Origin of the sequence: Variovorax sp. CF313 (assembly GCF_000282635.1) — a bacterium.
GTDB lineage: Bacteria > Pseudomonadota > Gammaproteobacteria > Burkholderiales > Burkholderiaceae_C > Variovorax.
This window is the reverse complement of record NZ_AKIW01000007.1, coordinates 24,845-41,037: the sequence shown is the minus strand read 5'-3', so window position 1 is coordinate 41,037 and position 16,193 is coordinate 24,845. Positions and strand designations below refer to the sequence as shown.

General features: G+C 67.2%; 16 protein-coding genes. 6 read left to right on the top strand and 10 right to left on the bottom strand.

The genetic code is table 11. The annotated features are described in order from the left end of the window. Positions 1-11: 11 nt before the first annotated feature. From PMI12_RS02165 to PMI12_RS02150, 4 genes are all read right to left on the bottom strand, one after another. Positions 12-1,580, bottom strand: a complete 1,569-nt coding sequence (locus tag PMI12_RS02165) for an ABC transporter substrate-binding protein (protein WP_007828588.1) — start codon at positions 1,578-1,580, stop codon at positions 12-14. 70 nt (positions 1,581-1,650) lie between these two features. After that, complete coding sequence (locus tag PMI12_RS02160; RefSeq protein ID WP_007828586.1) at positions 1,651-2,442, bottom strand: class II aldolase/adducin family protein; 792 nt, start codon at positions 2,440-2,442, stop codon at positions 1,651-1,653. A 275-nt stretch (positions 2,443-2,717) separates the two neighbouring features. Next, entirely contained in the window at positions 2,718-3,572 is an 855-nt protein-coding gene (locus PMI12_RS02155; protein ID WP_007828584.1) for a pirin family protein, read from the bottom strand. 54 nt (positions 3,573-3,626) lie between these two features. Further along, a complete protein-coding gene (locus PMI12_RS02150; protein WP_007828582.1) occupies positions 3,627-4,025 on the bottom strand; it encodes a DoxX family protein in 399 nt (132 codons plus the stop codon). 87 nt (positions 4,026-4,112) lie between these two features. Between PMI12_RS02150 and PMI12_RS02145 the strand changes: the two genes are divergently transcribed. Together PMI12_RS02145 and PMI12_RS02140 are read left to right on the top strand one after the other, a co-directional pair. Next, the gene (locus PMI12_RS02145; protein ID WP_007828580.1) at positions 4,113-5,039 is read left to right on the top strand and encodes a LysR family transcriptional regulator; all 927 of its coding nucleotides are present in this window, start codon (positions 4,113-4,115) and stop codon (positions 5,037-5,039) included. A gap of 40 nt (positions 5,040-5,079) precedes the next feature. After that, complete coding sequence (locus PMI12_RS02140; RefSeq protein WP_007828578.1) at positions 5,080-5,556, top strand: FKBP-type peptidyl-prolyl cis-trans isomerase; 477 nt, start codon at positions 5,080-5,082, stop codon at positions 5,554-5,556. A 21-nt stretch (positions 5,557-5,577) separates the two neighbouring features. On the opposite strand, the gene PMI12_RS02135 is transcribed toward PMI12_RS02140, so the two are convergent. Continuing rightward, positions 5,578-7,122, bottom strand: coding sequence for a CYTH and CHAD domain-containing protein (locus PMI12_RS02135; RefSeq protein WP_007828573.1), 1,545 nt, complete (start codon positions 7,120-7,122; stop codon positions 5,578-5,580). Positions 7,123-7,297: 175 nt separating this feature from the next. Between PMI12_RS02135 and PMI12_RS02130 the strand changes: the two genes are divergently transcribed. Beyond that, a complete protein-coding gene (locus PMI12_RS02130; protein WP_007828571.1) occupies positions 7,298-7,720 on the top strand; it encodes a VOC family protein in 423 nt (140 codons plus the stop codon). A gap of 128 nt (positions 7,721-7,848) precedes the next feature. After that, positions 7,849-8,919: a pirin family protein gene (locus PMI12_RS02125; protein WP_007828569.1), complete on the top strand. Its 1,071-nt coding sequence runs from the start codon at positions 7,849-7,851 to the stop codon at positions 8,917-8,919. A 14-nt stretch (positions 8,920-8,933) separates the two neighbouring features. On the opposite strand, the gene PMI12_RS02120 is transcribed toward PMI12_RS02125, so the two are convergent. The 3 genes from PMI12_RS02120 to PMI12_RS02110 form a co-directional block, all read right to left on the bottom strand. Beyond that, entirely contained in the window at positions 8,934-9,224 is a 291-nt protein-coding gene (locus tag PMI12_RS02120) for a YciI family protein (protein ID WP_007828567.1), read from the bottom strand. Between the two features lie 119 nt (positions 9,225-9,343). After that, positions 9,344-10,351: a Bug family tripartite tricarboxylate transporter substrate binding protein gene (locus tag PMI12_RS02115; protein ID WP_007828565.1), complete on the bottom strand. Its 1,008-nt coding sequence runs from the start codon at positions 10,349-10,351 to the stop codon at positions 9,344-9,346. 68 nt (positions 10,352-10,419) lie between these two features. Next, on the bottom strand, positions 10,420-11,511 hold the full coding sequence (locus tag PMI12_RS02110; protein ID WP_007828563.1) for a tartrate dehydrogenase: 1,092 nt from the start codon (positions 11,509-11,511) through the stop codon (positions 10,420-10,422). A gap of 260 nt (positions 11,512-11,771) precedes the next feature. Between PMI12_RS02110 and PMI12_RS02105 the strand changes: the two genes are divergently transcribed. Continuing rightward, entirely contained in the window at positions 11,772-12,080 is a 309-nt protein-coding gene (locus PMI12_RS02105; protein WP_007828561.1) for a putative quinol monooxygenase, read from the top strand. A 294-nt stretch (positions 12,081-12,374) separates the two neighbouring features. Here PMI12_RS02105 and gap read toward each other — a convergent pair whose 3' ends face one another. Then, complete coding sequence (gap, locus tag PMI12_RS02100) at positions 12,375-13,376, bottom strand: type I glyceraldehyde-3-phosphate dehydrogenase (protein ID WP_007828559.1); 1,002 nt, start codon at positions 13,374-13,376, stop codon at positions 12,375-12,377. A 59-nt stretch (positions 13,377-13,435) separates the two neighbouring features. After that, positions 13,436-15,541: a transketolase family protein gene (locus PMI12_RS02095; protein ID WP_007828558.1), complete on the bottom strand. Its 2,106-nt coding sequence runs from the start codon at positions 15,539-15,541 to the stop codon at positions 13,436-13,438. A 146-nt stretch (positions 15,542-15,687) separates the two neighbouring features. On the opposite strand from PMI12_RS02095, the gene speD reads away from it, so the two are divergent. Further along, the gene (speD, locus tag PMI12_RS02090; protein WP_007828556.1) at positions 15,688-16,062 is read left to right on the top strand and encodes an adenosylmethionine decarboxylase; all 375 of its coding nucleotides are present in this window, start codon (positions 15,688-15,690) and stop codon (positions 16,060-16,062) included. Positions 16,063-16,193 lie beyond the last annotated feature (131 nt).

Genomic DNA, 16,193 nt, shown 5'->3' with positions numbered 1-16,193 from the left:
CACTCCGCGCGTCAGCCGACGCTTGCGTTGCCGAGGCTGTCGTTGAGGCCGATGCCCGAGCTCACGATGTTGCTGAGCTTGGTGCGGTAGAGCGTGGGGAAGTTGAGCTCCAGCAGCCAGGCCACGGGCACCTCGTCGAGCAGGATTTTTTGCGCCTGCAGGTAGATGGCCTTGCGCTTTTCGGGGTCGGTCTCGCGCGCGCCGGCATCGAACAGCTCATCGATCTTCGGGTTGGAGTAGCCCTCGACATTGTTGAACGGCGAGCCCTTGGCGATGTTGGCGGTGGTGTAGTTGCGCGCCACGCCCAGTGCCGGGTCGCCGTACTGGTAGACGTAGGTGAAGGCGAGGTCGTAGTCCCAGTCGTTCAGGCGCTGGTTCCAGCCGGCCACGTCGGTGGCGGTCATCTCGACCTTGATGCCGGCCTGGGCCAGGTTCTGCTTCAGGATCTCGGCCTGCCGCGACCAGGTCTCGCCGTAGGGCAGCGGCAGCAGCCGCAGCGTCTCGCCCTTGTAGCCCGATTCGGCCAGCAGCTTCTTGGCCGTTTCCACGTTGCGCGGGTACTTGGCGACGTCGGTGCTGTAGAACTTGATGTTGCTGTTGAACGGCCCGGTCGCCGGCTTGGCAAAGCCCTGCCATGCGATCTTGGCCATGGCCTCGCGGTCGATGGCGAACATCACGGCCTGGCGGAACTTGACGTTGTCCATCGGCGCCTTGCGGTTGTTCAGCCACAGCCACGAATGCGGCGCGAAGAACTCCCAGCCCTTGGTGGTGACCGCGACGCCCGGCAGCTTGGACAGGCGCTGCACGTCGAAGTACTCGACCGCGCCGCCGGGCACCAGGTCGACCTTGCCCGATTCGAAGGCCGCGGCGCGCGAGGCCGCGTCGGGAATGACGTGGAAGTAGACGCTGTCGACCAGCGGCACGTCTTTCACGTGGTACTTGTCGTTGGCCACGAGCTGGATGTACGAGCCCTTGACCCACTCCTTGAACTTGAACGGCCCGGTGCCGATGGGCGTGGCGTTGGCGGGGTTGGTCGCGAAGTCGGTGCCTTCGTAGATGTGCTTCGGGATCATCGGCATGCTGCCGACCTCGAAGATGCCGATGAACGGGCCGAAGGGGTACTTGAGCTTGAACTCGACGGTGAGCGGATCGACCGCGCGGATGCTTTCCACCGCCGCCAGGTTGGCGCGCAGGCGCGCATGCGTCTTGCGCAGGAACACGTCGGCCGAGAACACCACGTCGGCCGAGGTGAAGGGCTTGCCGTCGTGCCAGGTGACGCCGGGCTTGAGCTTGAAGGTGTAGAGCGTGCCTTCCTTGTTGACGGTCCACGAAGTGGCCAGCGAGGGCAGCGGGGTGATCTTCTCGTCGTAGCGCAGCAGGCCTTCGTAGATGTTGCCGGAAATCATCTGCGTGGGGCCGTTCTGCGTGATGCCCAGCATCAGCCCCGGCGGCTCGGGCTGGACGACGGCGTTGATCACGCCGCCCTTCCTGCCCGCGGCCAGAAGATGCAGGGGAACGCCGGCCAGCGTCAGGCCGGCGGTGGCAGCGGCACCCATCTGGATGAGGTTGCGACGTTTCATGGGGCGAACTCCTTCTGGCTCTTTCGAGGTGGTGGACAGGGTCAGGGAACGGGAGGGGAAAGCGGGGCGATCAGTCGCGGAACGAGGTGGCCGGCGCGGGCTCGATGCGCTGCAGCAGCGCGCGCCATTCGCGCGCGTTCGGGTCGGCCTGGCCGGGCAGATGGCTGCCGCCGCCAGCTTCGTATTGCTGCGCGGTCTTTTCGCAGACCTCGGCCGGCACCGGGTAGACCGGCAGGCCGCTCGACTGGATGGCCACCTGCACGCGGCAGGCGCGCTCCAGGTTCAGCATCAGGATGAAGGCTTCCGACACCGTGCGGCCCAGCGTCACCAGGCCGTGGTTGCGCAGGATGAGCGCGCGCGCCGTCGGGCCGAGGTCGGCCACGAGGCGCTCGCGCTCCTCGGGGTCGAGCGCGATGCCCTCGAAGTCGTGATAGACCACGCGCTGGTAGAACTGCAGCGCCCACTGGTTGCAGGGCTGCAGCCCGCCGGCCAGCGACGACACCGCCACGCCGGCCACCGTGTGCGTGTGCAGCACGCAGGCCGCGTCGTGGCGCGCCGCGTGCACCGCGCTGTGGATGGTGAAGCCGGCCGGGTTCACGTCGTAGGGCGAGTCGTCGAGGATGCGGCCCGCAAGGTCGATCTTGACCAGCGACGAGGCCGTGATGTCGCGAAACAGCATCCCGAAGGGGTTGATCAGGAACTGGTCTTCGGTGCCCGGCACACGCGCGGAGATGTGCGTGTAGATGCTGTCGTCCATGCCGTAGTGCGCCACCAGCCGGTAGGCCGCGGCCAGGTCCTGTCGGACCTGGCGCTCGGCGTCGGAGACCGGCGGGGCCTTGCGGTCCACTGCGTGCAGTTGCATATCGCGTTCCTTTTCACCGGCCTGGCTGGCAGGCCAAGCCCTTGTTTGGGGTCTATCGGGGTGACTGCAAACTGTCGACAGTCAACCGACGACAGTCTTAAGCAATATGCGGGCCCGAGTTATGGGGTAAGCCCTCGGTCGTCGTCCTTGGAGGCGGGAAAAGCGGCGCCACGAGGGAAGCGGAGCGCCAAAACGCCGGCCGCGCGCACCCGAAGATGCGCGCGGCCGGCGTGGCTGGATATGTCAGTGGTGCGCCCAGGCGCACCGATGAAGTGCTAGGGCAGGCGGCCTTCTGCGCGCAGCCGCGCGCCGATGCGCCGGATCTCGGCCTCGCCCTGGTCGAGCGCCGCCTTGCTGGTATGCACCGAGTAGTGGCCCATCACCAGCTCGTGCGGATGCTTCACGGCCGAGCCCAGCACGAAGGCCGTATCGCCACGGGCCACGAAGTCGATGGCCTCGCCGGACTCTTCGAGGACCGCGAGTTCGCCAGCGCCGATCGGGCCGCCCGTGTCGTCGCCCGCTTCGAGCCCGCCGGCGTTGACCGCGACCCAGCCCACCGTATGGCCCGCGGGCGGCGTGTAGCGCCAACGCTCGCCGTCCTTCAGCTCCACGGCCAGGTAGTTCATCGACGCCGGCGCGGCAATCGCGCTCTGCGCCGCGCCGTAGCGCCCGAGCAGCACGCGCGCCGGGCCTTCCTTCGGCACCTGCGAGGGCGCGAGGTACATGCTCTGCGCCGGTGCGTTCTCTTCCGAGGCCGGCAGCGCCACCCACAGCTGGAAGCCGCGCACGCGCTCCACGCCCGGCGCGGGTGCGCCGGTGTGCCATACGCCGTTGCCGGCGCGCATCCACTCGACGCCGCCGCCGAGCAGCGTGCCTCGCTCGCCGGTCGTGTCTTCATACAGCGTGTCGCCCTCCATCAGCCAGGTCAGCGTGGCGATGCCCGAGTGCGGGTGCAGGCCGAAGCCCTTGTGGCCGCCCGTGACGTCGAAGCCGAAGAGATCGAGGAACACGAAGGGCTTGAGGAATTCGCCCAGGTCGCCGGGGCTCATCAGCCGCGTGATGCCGCCATGGCGCGAGCCGCGCGTGCGGTAGACGATGGCGCGGGCCGGGGTGTCGATGGCGGCGCTCATTGGAAATGCCTCTGTGTGCATGGGGTGCTCCAAAACCATATGGAAGAAAGGGGGTCAGGCGACCGCGGCAGCCGGCCGGGACACGGGCCACGTGCGCCAGGCGACGAAGCCCGACAGCAGCCCCAACACCACCGCCGGCGCGGGGTTGCCGCCGATCAGCCCCAGGTGCGTGGCCACGGCGCAGACTATGGTCGCGGCCAACAGCAGGCCGCCGAGAAAGCCGGTCGCGGGTACGAGCAGCAGCAATGCCCCGCCGACCTCGACCAGTCCGGTCAGGTAGCGGAACCACTGGCCGAAGCCGATCGCCTCGAACACCTGGACCATCTGCGGCACTCCGGCCAGCTTGGCGGCGCCCGCGGCGCCGAAAGCCAGCGCTAGAAGGATGCGGACGCCCCAGACGATGCGGCGCTGCACCGGGGTGGAGGAGGGAGAAGGAAGTGATGTGGAAGTCATGGGCACAAGGTTAGGCACCCACCCATTGATCGACTAGACGGTAGAGTCGGATTGCACTCATCCACAGATCGAAGGAATCAGCCCATCATGCTCGACCTCAACGACATCGCCTTGTTCGTGCAGGTGGTGCGCCACGGCAGCTTCGCCGAAGCGGCCCGGCGGCAGGGCCTGCCGCCGAACACCGTGAGCCGGCGCATCCAGCAGCTCGAATCGCAGCTCGGCACGCGGCTGATGCAGCGCTCGACCCGCAAGCTGACGCTGACCAGCGCCGGGCGGGAGTTTCATGACCAGTGCGCGGGGTCGATCGACGGGCTGGTGGCGGCCGGGCAGGCGCTGGTTGCCGGAGGGCAGGAGCCCAGCGGCCTCGTGCGCGTGGCCGCGCCGGCGGATTTCTTCGATTTCTTCCCGATGGAATGGGTCTCGGACTTTCTGGCGGCGCATCCGCTGGTCAAGCTCGACTTCGTGCTCAGCGATGCGAGCGCAGACCTCATCGCAGAGCAGATCGACGTGGCCTTCCGGGGCGGCGTGCTGCGCGATTCGGGCTACATCGGCCGGCGGCTGGCAACGCGCAGCGGCGGCCTGCTGGCAAGTCCCGACTACATCGCGCGGCGCGGCGAGCCCCGGAACCTGCAGGACCTCGCGAACCACGACTGCGTGACACCGCCGCACGCTGCCGGCACCACCACCTGGCGCCTGGCAGGACCCGATGGGGTCGAGGAAGAAGTGCAGGTCACCGGGCGATTCACCGGCAATACGGCGCAGGCGCTGCGCAAGGCGGCGCTGGCCGGGCTGGGCATCGCGCAGCTGCCGCCGGCGATGGCGACGCGCGACGAACAGGAGGGACGGCTGGTGCGCGTGCTGCCGCAGTACCGGTACACCGGGCGAGGGCTCAGTGTGGTGTATCCGAGCCGCAAGCACCTGCCGCTGGCGGTGTCGGCGTTCATCGACCTGGTGATCGGCAAGCTCGACCAGATCGACGTGCTGCAGGAGCCACTGCCTCCACGGAAGGCCTGAGCGCTGGCGCCTTTTTCGTTTCCACTGAAAATGCCACCCCATGAAAATCGAAAAAGACACCGTCGTCACCATCAAGTACAAGGTCTCCGACGCCCAGGGCAAGCTCATCGAAGCCAGCCCCGAGCCCATGGCCTACCTGCATGGCGGGTACGAGAACACGCTGCCGAAGATCGAGGAAGCGCTCGATGGCAAGGAAAAGGGCTACCAGACCGTGCTGAACCTCGCGCCCGAAGACGCCTTCGGCCAGCGCGACGAAACGCTGGTGCGCAGCATTCCCAAGACCGACTTTCCGCCGGGCGTGAAGGTGGGCGGGCAGCTGCAGGGCCGGCTCGACGATGGGCGCGAGCATGTCTTCACGGTCACCAAGATCAAGGGCCCGGTCGTGCTGCTCGACGGCAACCATCCGTGGGCCGGCAAGGCACTGAAGTTCAGCCTGCAGGTGACGGACGTGCGCACGGCGCTGCCGGTGGAAATCGAGCACCGGCATGTGCATGGGGCGCACGGGCACCATCACTGAACCCGAGAGGCGCCCGGCCGTTCAGCTCTTCTTCCAGAACCGCGGCGCATCCCCGATCTTCTCCAGCGCCTTGCGGCAAGCGCTCGCGCCGGCCGCGCGCCTTGAACTGAACCAGCCCACCGCAAACCACGCACGCGCATCGCGCGCGGCGGCTTCGCGGTACAGCGCGAGCGCCACGGCCTCGTCGTTGAACTCGCCCAGCGCGTCCTGCGCGGGGCGCAGTGCTTTCAGGTAGCGCCCGGCGGCGTTGCCGTCTCCCTTCTCGAACAGCGGCGCCACGAACTCGGCGAGGTAGCGCAGGCGCTTGAGCCGCTTGCGCACGCGGTGCTGGCTTTCGGCGTCGAGCGACTCGAAGCGCTTGCCGTCGCGCCGCACCTGTTTGTGCAGATGCCGCAGGTGTTCACGCAGCAGGCGGTGGGCTGCATCGGCGTCGATCGGCGCGGATTCCGATGAGGCTTCCGCGGGCTTCGCGGCAGTAAAGCCGATCAGCGAAACGAGCACGTTCTGGAATGCCGGGGCGCGCACGACGTCGCCGGGCGAGGGGGTGTGGGCTGCCGTGTCGTCGCCGGCCAGCGGGTCGAAATCCGGCGCGCCCGCCTTGCTCAACCGGGGCTGCGCGAGCTTCACGACCTGTTCTCGGTCGCGCAATGCCCCGAGCGCGCGGAAGGCCTCGACCAGCGGCGGCTCCCAATTGGCCGCGTCGAACAGGCCCGATGCCGTGTCGAGCTCCGCCAGTTCGCGCAGCGCCGTGCGCAGCCGGCGAATGCCGATGCGCAACTGGTGGATCTGCTCTTCGTCCGTGCTGCCCGCCGCGATCTCGCTGGCATTGGGCAGCATCTGCGCCAGGCACGACGCCACCACGGCCTGCTGAACGCTCCGCCCGTCGGGGTGCTGCGCGCCGAAGCGCGGCGCTTCGGCCTTCACCGCCTCCACGGTCTCCTGCGCCGCCAGCAAGCGCGCCCCGCGCTCCGCCTTGGACACGGTGCTGAACCACAGCCCATGCTGCTGCGACCAACGCCGTGCGAGCGACACGAGGCCCTGCACGTCGCCGCGCTTCAGCTCGAGCTCCAATTCGCACACCGGCGATTCGCGTTGCCCGGCCGTGCCCGCATGCGCGGCGACCTTGCCGACGTCGAGTGCCATTTCCACCACCGCGCCATCGGGCCCCGCAACGCGCACGTCGCGCGTGAGCCGCACGATGTCGGTCGATTGCCGTTCGACCAGCGGCGCGCCGCTGCCGTCGGCCAGCAGCTTCGCGAGCCGATCGCCCACGGGCGTGCCCTGGTGGCGCTGCGGATCGATCTGCGGCGCCGCGCCCGCCGTGCCCAGGTCGACGTTGTGCTCCAAGCGGTGCAGGGCGTTGTCGCCGGTGGCCTTCACCGTCTGCACCCAGCGCGGTCCCTCCTTGCGCAGCCGCAGCACCATGCCATGGGCGGCCAGCCGCTGGTCGGCGGTGTCGAAATAGCGGGCCTGCAGGCGGGTGCGCACGACAGCGCCGCGCTTCAGGGCGGCTTCGACGGCTTTCAGGCGGCCGGCGGGAATGCAGAACTTGAACTCGATTTCCATGCGGCCATGATGCTCCGTCTTTTTCGCTCCCCGCAACGGCTCCGTTGTGCGCCCGATCCGCTCGATCGAAAGAAGATGTGGACGCCGTCCATTTTCTTTGATATCTTTTGTGGACGGCGTACACAAACATGCCGGCAAGCAGTTGATCCACCCCTTCATAGACACAGGAAACACCATGGCCAACAAGCAGATCTTCGTGAACCTCCCCGTCAAGAACCTGGAGAAGTCCAAGGCTTTCTTCGCCGCGCTGGGCTACACCTTCAACGAACAGTTCACCGATGCGAATGCGGCGTGCATGGTGATCCAGAAAGACAGCATCCACGCCATGCTGCTGGTCGAGGACTTCTTCAAGACCTTCACGACCAAGAGCCTCACCGACACCAGCAAGAGCACCGAAGTGCTGCTGTGCCTGTCGTGCGAGAGCCGCGCCGAAGTCGATGCCATGGTCGCCAAGGCGGTGGCCGCCGGCGGCACGGTGCCGCGCGAGCCGCAGGACTATGGCTTCATGTACGGCCACGGCTTCCAAGACATCGACGGCCACCTCTGGGAGTTGATGTACATGGACCCCAACGCCGCGGTGACGCATCAGAACCCCTGATGCCGATCGTTCCATACGCGCTCTTCACTGTTGCAGGGAAGGCGTCTACCGGAAGGCGGCGGCGGCCCGATATTTCAGGCACCGGCAAGGCATCATCGGCCGAGCCTCACCTGGAAAGGAACAACCGCATGTCCGACAACAACAACAACGAGCGCAACAGCCCCATCGTGAAGATCGCACCCCTCGGTTTCCCGTGGCAGACGATCGACCCGTTCCTGTTCTGCGTGTACCACGACGACGCCTACCCGAAGGCCAACGGCCGCATGGGCCCCGAGGCGTCGCTGGCCGGCCGCCAGATCGGCCAGGACTTCAGCCGCAAGGATGGCTGGAGCATGTACCACGGCGATACGGTGCCGGGCTTTCCCTCGCATCCGCACCGCGGCTTCGAGACCGTGACCATCGTGCGCAAGGGGCTGGTCGACCATTCCGATTCGCTGGGCGCCACCGCGCGCTTCGGCGGCGGCGACGTGCAATGGCTCACGGCCGGCAAGGGCATCGTGCATTCGGAGATGTTCCCGCTGCTCGACAACGGCGCGGCCAATCCGCTCGAGCTGTTCCAGATCTGGCTCAACCTGCCCGCGAAGAACAAGATGGCCGAGCCGCACTTCACGATGTTCTGGTCGGAGGCCATTCCGCGCTTCGCATCCGATGACGCGAAGGGCGGGCGCACCGAGGTCGCGGTGATCGCCGGCCGCCTCGGCGATGCAGCGGCCGGCCAGGAGCCGATCCACCCGCTCTCGCCGCCACCCGATTCATGGGCCGCGCAGGCCGGTGCCGACGTGGCGATCTGGACGCTGAAGATGACGCCCGGCGCGCAATGGACGCTGCCGGCCGCCACGGGCGAGGGCACGCGACGGATGCTCTATTTCTTCAAGGGTGCGATGGCGTACCTCGCCGGCCAGCGCATCGAAGGCCCGGCCGCCGTCGAGCTGCGCGCGGATGCCGCGGTCGAGCTGGTCAACGGCGACGACGAAGCCAGCGAATTCCTCGTGCTGCAGGGCCGCCCGATCGCCGAGCCGGTGGCGCAGTACGGCCCCTTCGTGATGAACACGCAGGCCGAGATCAGCCAGACCATGGCCGACTACCGCCGCACGCAGTTCGGCGGCTGGCCGTGGAACGACCCGGCGCCGGTGCACGGCCGCGAGGCTGCGCGCTTCGCGCTCCATCCGGACGGCCGCAAGGAAACCCCCGAAGGCTGACCGGGGGCGGGCAATCAGAATTTTTTCAGGGCTTCCATGCCGGGAGCGGTCATGCTCGGCACGAACTCGGTCACGTCCACCCGCGCGACACCACCCTGCACGAACGGGTCGCGCGCCAACACCGATTCGAGCCCTTCACGGTCGCCCGAGCGCGCGAGGATCACGCCGCCCGTGCGCGGCACCTGCCGCCCCGACGCCACGAACAACCCGCTTTCGTAGTGCTTCTTGAGCCAGGTCATGTGCGCGTCCATCAGCGCATCGACCTCTTCGAGGGGGCGGGTGTAGGTGAGGGTGACGATGAACATGGGCAGGACGGCAACGATGAATTCGAAGGCCCCGATCCTATGGCCTCCGCACGGTGCCGGCGCCCCCGAGGTGTGTCTTCCGCGTAACGAACTGCTCCGTACGGCGCCGGCCCATCGGCCTACTCGATCGCCACGCCGCCTTCCTTCACGAGCTTCCCGAATTTGGCGGTTTCTTCGCGGATCTGCCGCGCCATCTCTTCCTGCGTGCCGCCCAGCGGCTCGGCGCCGATGGCCTGCATGCGCTGCGCGAAGTCGGGCGATCTGATGATCTTCACCATCTCGGTGTTGAGCCGCGCAACGATCTCCTTCGGCGTGGCCGCCGGCGCGAGCACGCCGAACCAGGTGCCGATGTCGAAACCCTTGAGACCCGCCTCTTCCAGCGTCGGCACGTCGGGCAGCACCGACGAGCGGCGCGCGGTGGTCACGGCCAGCGCGCGCAGCTTGCCGCCCTTGATGTGCTGCAGCACCGGCGTGATGGTGTCGAAGGACATGGCCACCTGCCCGCCGAGCAGGTCGGTGGTGAGCGGGCCGCTGCCCTTGTACGGCACGTGCAGCAGCGTGGTGCCGGTGCTGGCCTGGAACTGCGTGCCGATCAGGTGCTGCGCCGTGCCGTTGCCGTTGGAGCCATAGGCCAGCTTGCCGGGTGCGGCCTTGGCGAGCGCAACCAGCTCGGCCACGTTCTTCGCGGGCGTGCTGGCCGCGTTGATGACCAGCACGTTGGGCACCATGGCCACGACGGTGATCGGCGCCAGGTCTTTCTGGAAATCGTAGGGCAGCTTCTTGTAGACGCTGGTGGCGATGGTGTGGTGCACCGCGCCCATCAGCAGCGTGTAGCCATCGGGCTTGGCCTTGGCGACGTAATCGGCGCCGAGCGTGGCGCCCGCGCCGGGCCTGCTCTCGACCACGACAGGCTGGCCGAGGGACTGCGACAGCTTTTCGGCCAGCGCACGGGCCAACACGTCGGTGGTGCCGCCGGCCGGGAAGGGCACGACGAGGCTGAGGGGCCGCGTGGGCCAGGCAGCCGGCTGCGCGAAGGCCAGTGCGGCAGTGCCCAGGCCCAGCGCCAGGGCGCCGGCCCGCAGCACGGTGCGCCTGCCCTGGATGAAAGGGAAAGAAGAAGCGGTCATGGTCTTGTCTCTGGCTCGTTGTTGTCGTGCCCGGCTGCATCGAGGCGCGCCGCGGCCGGGGCCTGGGTTCAGGCCGGGAGGCCTTGCCGCGCACTGGCAATGTGCTCGCACACGGCACGCGTCACCTGCGCAGTGGTGGCGTTGCCGCCGAGGTCGCGCGTGTGCAGCGACCGGTTCGCGGTGACGTGCTCCACGGCCTCCATCACGCGGCGCGCGGCCTGGACTTCGCCCAGGTGCTCGAGCAGCATCACGACCGACCAGAAGGTGCCGACCGGATTGGCCAGCCCCTTGCCCATGATGTCGAAGGCCGAGCCGTGGATCGGCTCGAACATCGAGGGATAGCGCCGCTCGGGATCAATGTTGCCGGTGGGCGCAATGCCCAGGCTGCCCGCCAGCGCGGCAGCGAGGTCGCTGAGGATGTCGGCATGCAGGTTGGTCGCGACGATGGTGTCCAGCGATGCCGGCCGGTTGATCATGCGCGCGGTCGAGGCGTCGACCAGCTCCTTGTCCCAGGTGACGTCCGGGAACTCCCTGGAGATCTGCAGCGCGATCTCGTCCCACATCACCATCGCATGGCGCTGGGCGTTGCTCTTGGTGATGACGGTCAGCAGTTTGCGGGGGCGTGACTGGGCCAGCTTGAAGGCGAAGCGCATGATCCGCTCGACGCCGGCGCGGGTCATCATGCTCACGTCGGTGGCGGCTTCGATCGGGTGGCCCTGGTGCACGCGGCCGCCGACGCCGGCGTACTCGCCTTCGGAGTTCTCGCGCACGATGACCCAGTTCAGGTCGTCCGGGCCGCAGCGCTTGAGCGGGCCGTCGATGCCCGGCAGGATGCGCGTCGGGCGCACGTTGGCGTACTGGTCGAAGCCCTGGCAGATCTTCAGGCGCAGGCCCCAGAGGGTGATGTGGTCGGGAATGTGCGGGTCGCCGGCGGAGCCGAAGAGGATGGCGTCCTTCTTGCGCAGCGCGTCGAGGCCATCAGCCGGCATCATCACGCCGTGCTCGCGGAAGTAATCGCCGCCCCAGCCGAAATCCTCGAAGGTGAAATTCAGCGCGCCGTTGGAGGCTGCGGCCAGCGCCTCCATCACTTCGCGTCCGGCCGGGATCACTTCCTTGCCGATGCCGTCGCCGGGAATGGTGGCAATGCTGTAGCTGCTCATCGATGTCCTTCATGGAATGCTGCTGGGGAGCTGCCACTTTAGGAGCGGGTGCACCCAACGATTCGCGCTCGAAGTCAATCCATCGTTAACCTGCATTCAACAATCGGACAGACACATGGCGAGACCGCGCGGCCAGCGGGAAGAACATGCAGGCGATGCCAGGAACGAGGCCGTGGTGTTGTCGCGGACCGGACCTGCACGGCGGCACCGTTTCTCTTAGATTCGACCGTCGCATCTTTTACCCACTGGAGACTCTTTCAATGATTCACGTCGTCGCCGTCATCACCGCCAAGCCCGGCCAGCGCGCCAGACTGCTCGAAGCCTTCGCCGGGAACCGCGCGGCCGTGCTGGCCGAAGCGGGCTGCATCGAATACGCCGCCACGGTCGATGCGCAAGGCATTCCGACGTCCAAGGCCAGCTTCGGCTCCGACACCTTTGTCGTCGTCGAGAAGTGGGAAACGCTGGCGCACCTGCAGGCCCATGCCGTGGCCCCGCACATGAAAGCCCACGGCGAGAAGACCAAGGAATTCGTCGACAGCAAGCTGATCCACGTGCTCGAACCTGCCTGAGGCCGCAGGCGCAAGCCAGCGCCTGCGCAAGACCTACCGTGCGGAGACTGCCTTCGATTCGAGCCACGCGAACATCGTCGCCGTGCCGGCGGGGCAGGCCGCGTATCCGCGCCTCGGGCAACGGCACGGCGGAGTTCGGCGAGTTCAAGGGCGACTTCGGGCTGGCGGCGCGAAGGGCTGCGACGCGGCTGACGTCGCAATTGAGCAGCGAGGTTCGCAGGAACGAGAAACTGCGTTGAACGCACCATGAAAAAACGCGCCCCCAGGCGCGTTCTTCATTGAAGCCTCGAAGCCTTACTTCGAAACAACCTTCACCATCTCCAGGCACTTGTTCGAGTAGCCCCACTCGTTGTCGTACCAGCTCACGAGCTTCACGAAGGTGCCGTCGAGCGCAATGCCGGCTTCGGCGTCGAAGATCGAGGTGCGCGGGTCACCGCGGAAGTCGGTGGCCACCACCTTGTCTTCCGTGTAGCCCAGCACGCCCTTGAGCGCGCCTTCGCTCTGTGCCTTCATTTCGGCGCAGATTTCCTTGTACGTGGCTTCCTTCACCAGCTCCACGGTCAGGTCGACCACCGACACGTCGGAGGTCGGCACGCGGAAGCTCATGCCCGTGAGCTTCTTGTTGAGCTCGGGGATCACCACGCCCACGGCCTTGGCGGCGCCGGTGCTCGAGGGAATGATGTTTTCCAGGATGCCGCGGCCGCCGCGCCAGTCCTTGTTGCTCGGGCCGTCCACGGTCTTCTGCGTGGCGGTGGCGGCGTGCACGGTGGTCATCAGGCCGCGCTTGATGCCCCACTTGTCGTTCAGCACCTTGGCCAGCGGAGCCAGGCAGTTGGTGGTGCAGCTGGCGTTGCTGATGATGGCTTCGCCGGCGTACTTCTTGTCGTTCACGCCGTAGACGAACATGGGGGTGTCATCCTTCGACGGTGCCGACAGAATGACCTTCTTCGCGCCCGCGTCGATGTGCTTCTGCGCCGTTTCCTTCGTGAGGAACAGGCCGGTCGATTCGAGCACGATGTCGGCGCCGACCTCGTTCCACTTGAGCTGCGACGGGTCGCGCTCCTGCGTGAGGCGGATCTTCTTGCCGTTGACGATCAGCGTGTTGCCTTCGACCGTGACTTCGCCCTTGAAGCGGCCATGCACCGAGTCGTACTGGAGCATGTAGGCGAGGTAGTCCGGCTCGAGCAGGTCGTTGATGGCAACGATCTCGATGTCGTTCTTGAAGTTCTGCACCGCTGCGCGCAGCACGTTGCGACCGATGCGGCCGAAGCCGTTGATACCGAGTTTGATAGCCATCTGACTTGCTCCTAAAGGTTGAAAAATCGTGATCGGACGGGAAAGCGGGCTGTGCGACGTCAGTCGCGCAGCGCCGCTTCCACGGTGGCGGCAACGTTCTCCGCCGTGAAACCGAAGTGCTTGAACAGCGCGGGCGCCGGTGCCGACTCGCCGTACGTGTCGATGCCGACGACGGCCGCGCAGCCGTACTTCCACCAGCCGCCGGTGCAGCCCATCTCGACGGCGATGCGCGGAATCTTCTTCGGCAGCACGCTCTTCTTGTAGGCCACGTCCTGGCGGTCGAAGGTGGTGGTCGAGGGCATCGACACCACGCGCACGGCGATCTTCTTCTCGGCCAGCAGCTTCTGCGCTGCCAGTGCGAGCGGCACCTCGGAGCCGGTGGCGATGATGACGGCGGCCGTCTTCTTGCTCTTGAGGCCGACGACTTCGGGCTCGGACAGCACGTAGGCGCCGCGGCTGATGTCGCCGAGCTCGCTCTTCGGTGCGTAGGCGATGTTCTGGCGGCTCAGCAGCAGCGCGGTCGGGCGCGACTGGTTCTGCAGCGCCACGGCCCAGGCCACGGCCGTTTCGGCCGTGTCGCCCGGACGCCAGACGTCGAGGTTCGGAATCAGGCGCAGCGACGCGGCGTGCTCGATCGACTGGTGCGTCGGGCCGTCTTCGCCGAGGCCGATGGAGTCATGCGTGAACACGTGGATCACGCGGCGCTTCATCAGCGCGGCCATGCGGATGGCGTTGCGGCTGTAGTCGCTGAAGGTGAGGAAGGTACCGCCGTAGGGGATGTAGCCGCCGTGCAGCGCCACACCGTTCATGATGCCGGCCATGCCGAACTCGCGCACGCCGTAGTTGATGTGGCGGCCGATCTCGCCGTGCGGCGGCTCGACGGCAGCGCCTTGTGCGGCTTCGTCTTCGGCGCCCTGGAGCACCACCGGCGCGGGGGGCGCGTTCAGCACGACGGCGCCGGTCTTGGCGTCGAAGCGCAGCGCGGCGGTGCTCTTGGTGTTGGTGAGGTTCGAGCCGGTCAGGTCGGCACTGCCGCCGAGCATTTCGGGCAGCGCAGCGGTGAAGGCTTCCAGCGCGAGCTGGCTGGCCTTGCGGCTGGCGACGGTCTCGCCCCTGGTGTGGGCGGCGACCACGGTGTCGAACGCGACCTGGTGGAAGTCCCTGGGCAGCTCGCCCTTCATGCGGCGGGTGAACTCGGCGGCCAGTTCGGGGTACGCGGCGGCATAGGCGGTGAACTTGTCGTTCCAGGCGGCTTCGGTCTTCGCGCCTTCGGCCTTGTGGTCCCAGTCGGCGTACACCTCGGCCGGGACCTCGAAGGGCGGGTAGTGCCAGTCGATCGCGTCGCGGGTGAGCTTGATTTCTTCGGCGCCCAGCGCCTCGCCGTGCGCCTTGGCGGTACCGGCGCGGTTCGGGCTGCCCTTGCCGATGGTCGTCTTGCAGATGATCAGCGTGGGCTTCGATTCTTCCTTCTTGGCCTTGGCGATGGCCTTGGACACGTCCTTGGCGTCGTTGCCGTCGATCGGACCGATGACGTTCCAGCCATAAGCCTTGAAGCGCTCTTCGGTGTTGTCGATGAACCAGGGCTTGACCTGGCCGTCGATGCTGATGCCGTTGTCGTCGTACAGCGCGATCAGCTTGTTCAGGTGCCAGGCGCCAGCGAGGGCGCAGGCTTCGTGGCTGATGCCTTCCATCATGCAACCGTCGCCCAGGAAGGCGTAGGTGTGGTGGTCGACGACGTTGTGGCTATTGCGGTTGAACTCGGCGGCGAGCAGCTTCTCGGCCAGCGCGAAGCCGACGGCGTTGGTGATGCCCTGGCCCAGCGGGCCGGTGGTGGTTTCAACGCCCGGCGTCACGTCGACTTCGGGGTGGCCGGCGGTCTTGCTGTGCAGCTGGCGGAAGTGCTTGATTTCCTCCATCGGCAGGTCGTAGCCCGTGAGGTGCAGCACCGAGTACAGCAGCATCGAGGCATGGCCGTTCGACAGCACGAAGCGGTCGCGGTCGAACCAGTGCGGGTTGGCGGGGTTGTAGCGCAGGTGTTCGCCCCAGAGTGCGACGGCCATGTCGGCCATGCCCATCGGTGCGCCCGGATGTCCGGAATTTGCTTGTTGGACGGCATCCATGGCCAGAGCGCGGATTGCGTTGGCCATCAGGGCGTGGTTTGCCATTTGCGGTGGACTTTCGGGGGAAAAGGGTGGGAGGAGATAGGGGGAACCCGCGATTTTACCGGGCGAGCCCGGACACCCGCCGATACAGGGCAAACGCCCGCCCGATGCTCTCTTGTGCAGCGGCCGGACTGCTAGAGTTGCGCCCCATGCACGGGCTGCACCTCACCGCCGACCTTCACGACTGCCAATGCGGCCTTCAATGGCTGACCGACCAGGAGGCCCTGGGCGCCGTTTGCCTCAAGGCGGTGGACGCCGCCGGGCTGCAGGCGGTGGGCAGGCTGGTCCATGGTTTTCCGGCCACGCCGCAGGGCCCGGGCGGGGTCACGGCCACGGTGCTGCTGGCCGAATCGCATCTGTGCATCCACACCTGGCCCGAGCAGCGCGGCGTGACGCTCGACGTGTACGTCTGCAATTTCAGCGGCGACCACTCGGCCAAGGCGCATGCGCTGATGGAATGCCTGGTGGCGCTGTTCCAGCCCCTCCACAGCGAACGCAACGAGCTGCAGCGCGGGCGGAAATGACACTCGCCCCCAGGCTTCGCGCACTTCGTGTCGCTTCTCCCATCCCCTACCGGGGGCAACACCAGAGGCCCGGCCAAGCCGGCTCCTCGGTGTTTCCCGAAAGAATCAGCCGATGACGAACGTAGCTTCGA

Coding starts and splice junctions, on each gene's coding strand:
- PMI12_RS02165 (WP_007828588.1), bottom strand. CDS start 1,580: ATGAAACGTCGCAACCTCATCCAGATGGGTGCCGCTGCCACCGCCGGC.
- PMI12_RS02160 (WP_007828586.1), bottom strand. CDS start 2,442: ATGCAACTGCACGCAGTGGACCGCAAGGCCCCGCCGGTCTCCGACGCC.
- PMI12_RS02155 (WP_007828584.1), bottom strand. CDS start 3,572: ATGAGCGCCGCCATCGACACCCCGGCCCGCGCCATCGTCTACCGCACG.
- PMI12_RS02150 (WP_007828582.1), bottom strand. CDS start 4,025: ATGACTTCCACATCACTTCCTTCTCCCTCCTCCACCCCGGTGCAGCGC.
- PMI12_RS02145 (WP_007828580.1), top strand. CDS start 4,113: ATGCTCGACCTCAACGACATCGCCTTGTTCGTGCAGGTGGTGCGCCAC.
- PMI12_RS02140 (WP_007828578.1), top strand. CDS start 5,080: ATGAAAATCGAAAAAGACACCGTCGTCACCATCAAGTACAAGGTCTCC.
- PMI12_RS02135 (WP_007828573.1), bottom strand. CDS start 7,122: ATGGAAATCGAGTTCAAGTTCTGCATTCCCGCCGGCCGCCTGAAAGCC.
- PMI12_RS02130 (WP_007828571.1), top strand. CDS start 7,298: ATGGCCAACAAGCAGATCTTCGTGAACCTCCCCGTCAAGAACCTGGAG.
- PMI12_RS02125 (WP_007828569.1), top strand. CDS start 7,849: ATGTCCGACAACAACAACAACGAGCGCAACAGCCCCATCGTGAAGATC.
- PMI12_RS02120 (WP_007828567.1), bottom strand. CDS start 9,224: ATGTTCATCGTCACCCTCACCTACACCCGCCCCCTCGAAGAGGTCGAT.
- PMI12_RS02115 (WP_007828565.1), bottom strand. CDS start 10,351: ATGACCGCTTCTTCTTTCCCTTTCATCCAGGGCAGGCGCACCGTGCTG.
- PMI12_RS02110 (WP_007828563.1), bottom strand. CDS start 11,511: ATGAGCAGCTACAGCATTGCCACCATTCCCGGCGACGGCATCGGCAAG.
- PMI12_RS02105 (WP_007828561.1), top strand. CDS start 11,772: ATGATTCACGTCGTCGCCGTCATCACCGCCAAGCCCGGCCAGCGCGCC.
- gap (WP_007828559.1), bottom strand. CDS start 13,376: ATGGCTATCAAACTCGGTATCAACGGCTTCGGCCGCATCGGTCGCAAC.
- PMI12_RS02095 (WP_007828558.1), bottom strand. CDS start 15,541: ATGGCAAACCACGCCCTGATGGCCAACGCAATCCGCGCTCTGGCCATG.
- speD (WP_007828556.1), top strand. CDS start 15,688: ATGCACGGGCTGCACCTCACCGCCGACCTTCACGACTGCCAATGCGGC.